Raw genomic sequence first — 2,391 nt, forward strand, 5'->3', positions numbered from 1 at the left:
CGTAAGCGTCCAGCCAAGTCACCTTCCGAACTCCAGCATTAAGGGCGATGGTGTCCGCGTATTTTTAAGCGGACGCGATCGTCCTTAACGTTAGGATTTCCATGCGCCAACGAAGCTCTTACCCCAAACCGTTCAAGGTCCAGGTCGTTCAGGAATGCCTACAACCGGGTGCGACCGTCTCCAGCGTTGCCATCCGCCATGGCATCAACGCCAACGTCATTCGAAAATGGCTACCGCTTTACCGAGATCAGCTACCCGCGGTGTTGTCGGCGTTCGTTCCATTGAGGGCTACGCCCAAACGGCCGACTGCAGCATCGGTGATTATTGAGCTATCGCTTGGCGAGCAGTCAGTCACAGTGAAATGGCCAGTGTCCGATCCTGACGGCTGCGCCCGCTTTGTCCGGGGGCTTGCCCCGTGATCCGCATCGATAGCATCTGGCTTGCCACTGAGCCGATGGACATGCGCGCCGGCACCGAGACCGCATTGGCCCGTGTAGTGGAGGTATTCGGTGCGGCGAAGCCGCACTGTGCTTATCTGTTCGCCAACCGCCGCGCCAACCGCATGAAAGTGTTGGTGCATGACGGTGTAGGGATCTGGCTGGCCGCGCGGCGATTGAACCAGGGCAAGTTTCACTGGCCAGGCATCCACCGCGGCTCGGAAGTTGAACTCGACACCGAGCAGCTTCAGGCTTTGGTGCTCGGTTTACCTTGGCAGCGGGTTGGTGCAGCCGGTGCGATCACAGTGCTGTAGCGCCGGCCATTAGCCCATCGCTTTATCTGCGCTGATCGCCTGCTCTGGCACAATCAGCGGCATGACTTCCTCGCCCAATCTCGACCAACTGACACCTGAGCAACTGCGCGCACTCGCTGCGCAGTTGCTGTCGCAAGTCGACACGTTGGGTAAGACGGTTGAAACGATGGGCAAGAAGATCGACCGCGATCAAACCGTCATCGAGCAGCTCACCCATGAAATCGCCTGGTTCAAGCGACACAAGTTCGCCAAGCGTAGCGAGCAACTAAGCCCTGACCAGGGCAGCCTGCTGGATGATTTGCTCGACACGGACATTGCCGCTATCGAGGCGGAACTGAAAACCCTCAATCCTCCGGCGGCTCCGGCTGAACCCCGCCAACAGCCCAAGCGCGCACCGCTGCCAGCCCAGTTTCCGCGTACTGTGATCCGTCACGAGCCGCAGAACACTCAATGCACCTGCGGCTGCCAGCTGCAACGCATCGGCGAAGACATCAGCGAAAAGCTGGATTACACGCCGGGCGTGTTCACCGTCGAACAGCACGTGCGTGGCAAATGGGCCTGCCGTCAGTGCGAAACACTGATCCAGGCGCCGGTACCAGCCCAGGTGATCGACAAGGGCATCCCCACTGCCGGCCTGCTGGCTCACGTGATGGTGGCCAAATTTGCCGACCACCTGCCGCTGTATAGGCAAGAAAAGATTTTTGGGCGCGCTGGCCTGGCCATCGCCCGCTCGACGCTGGCGCAGTGGGTCGGACACACCGGCGTACAGCTCCAACCATTGGTCGACGCCCTGCGCGAGGCGGTACTGGCGCAAGGCGTGATCCACGCCGACGAAACCCCCGTGCAAATGCTGGCCCCTGGCGAGAAGAAAACCCACCGGGCTTACGTCTGGGCATACTGCACCACACCCTTCGCCGACCTGAAGGCCGTGGTGTATGACTTCAGCCCCAGCCGGGCTGGTGAGCATGCGCGCAATTTTCTGGGTCAGTGGAGTGGCAAGCTGGTCTGCGACGACTTCGCCGGCTACAAGGCCAGCTTCGAGCAGGGCATCACCGAAATTGGCTGCATGGCCCACGCCCGCCGCAAATTTTTCGATCTGCACGCAGCGAACAAAAGCCAGTTAGCCGAACAGGCGCTGCACTCCATTGCCGGGCTGTATGAAATCGAGCGGCAAGCACGGCACATGAGCGATGAAGAACGCTGGCGAATACGGCAGGAAAAGTCTTCACCAATCCTCGATGCGCTGCATAACTGGATGCTGGCCCAGCGTGATCGGGTGCCCAACGGATCAGCCACGGCAAAAGCCCTGGATTACAGCCTAAAACGCTGGTTAGCGCTGACGCGCTATCTGGACGACGGCGCCGTGCCTATCGACAACAATCAGGTCGAGAACCAGATTCGACCATGGGCCCTTGGACGCTCGAACTGGCTGTTTGCCGGGTCGCTGCGCAGCGGCAAACGGGCGGCGGCGATCATGAGCCTGATCCAGTCGGCGCGGATGAATGGGCATGATCCGTACGCCTACCTGAAGGATGTGCTGATGCGGCTGCCGACACAGCGGGCCAGCGAGATTGGCCAACTACTGCCGCATCAATGGGCACCCGCCTGAATTACGCAAGGTGAGTTCGGCAGACGCTTAC

General features: G+C 60.4%; 3 protein-coding genes. All 3 read left to right on the plus strand.

Annotation, left to right across the window (positions count from 1 at the left end; genetic code table 11):
* Positions 1-101: 101 nt before the first annotated feature.
* The 3 genes from tnpA (at position 102) to tnpC (ending at position 2,360) form a co-directional block, all read left to right on the plus strand.
* Positions 102-419, plus strand: a complete 318-nt coding sequence (tnpA, locus tag N1078_RS19340) for an IS66-like element accessory protein TnpA (RefSeq protein ID WP_073665984.1) — start codon at positions 102-104, stop codon at positions 417-419.
* On the plus strand, positions 416-751 hold the full coding sequence (tnpB, locus tag N1078_RS19345) for an IS66 family insertion sequence element accessory protein TnpB (protein ID WP_010562499.1): 336 nt from the start codon (positions 416-418) through the stop codon (positions 749-751). Before tnpA ends, tnpB begins: the two co-directional genes overlap by 4 nt.
* Before the next feature lie 61 nt (positions 752-812).
* Positions 813-2,360, plus strand: a complete 1,548-nt coding sequence (tnpC, locus tag N1078_RS19350) for an IS66 family transposase (protein WP_169879246.1) — start codon at positions 813-815, stop codon at positions 2,358-2,360.
* Positions 2,361-2,391 lie beyond the last annotated feature (31 nt).

The sequence above is a fragment of the Pseudomonas sp. MIL19 genome (assembly GCF_028680365.1).
Lineage (GTDB): Bacteria > Pseudomonadota > Gammaproteobacteria > Pseudomonadales > Pseudomonadaceae > Aquipseudomonas > Aquipseudomonas spirodelae.

Bases quoted from the DNA above. Each gene is read 5' to 3' on its own strand.
- tnpC (WP_169879246.1), top strand. From the start codon at position 813: ATGACTTCCTCGCCCAATCTCGACCAACTGACACCTGAGCAACTGCGC.
- tnpA (WP_073665984.1), top strand. From the start codon at position 102: ATGCGCCAACGAAGCTCTTACCCCAAACCGTTCAAGGTCCAGGTCGTT.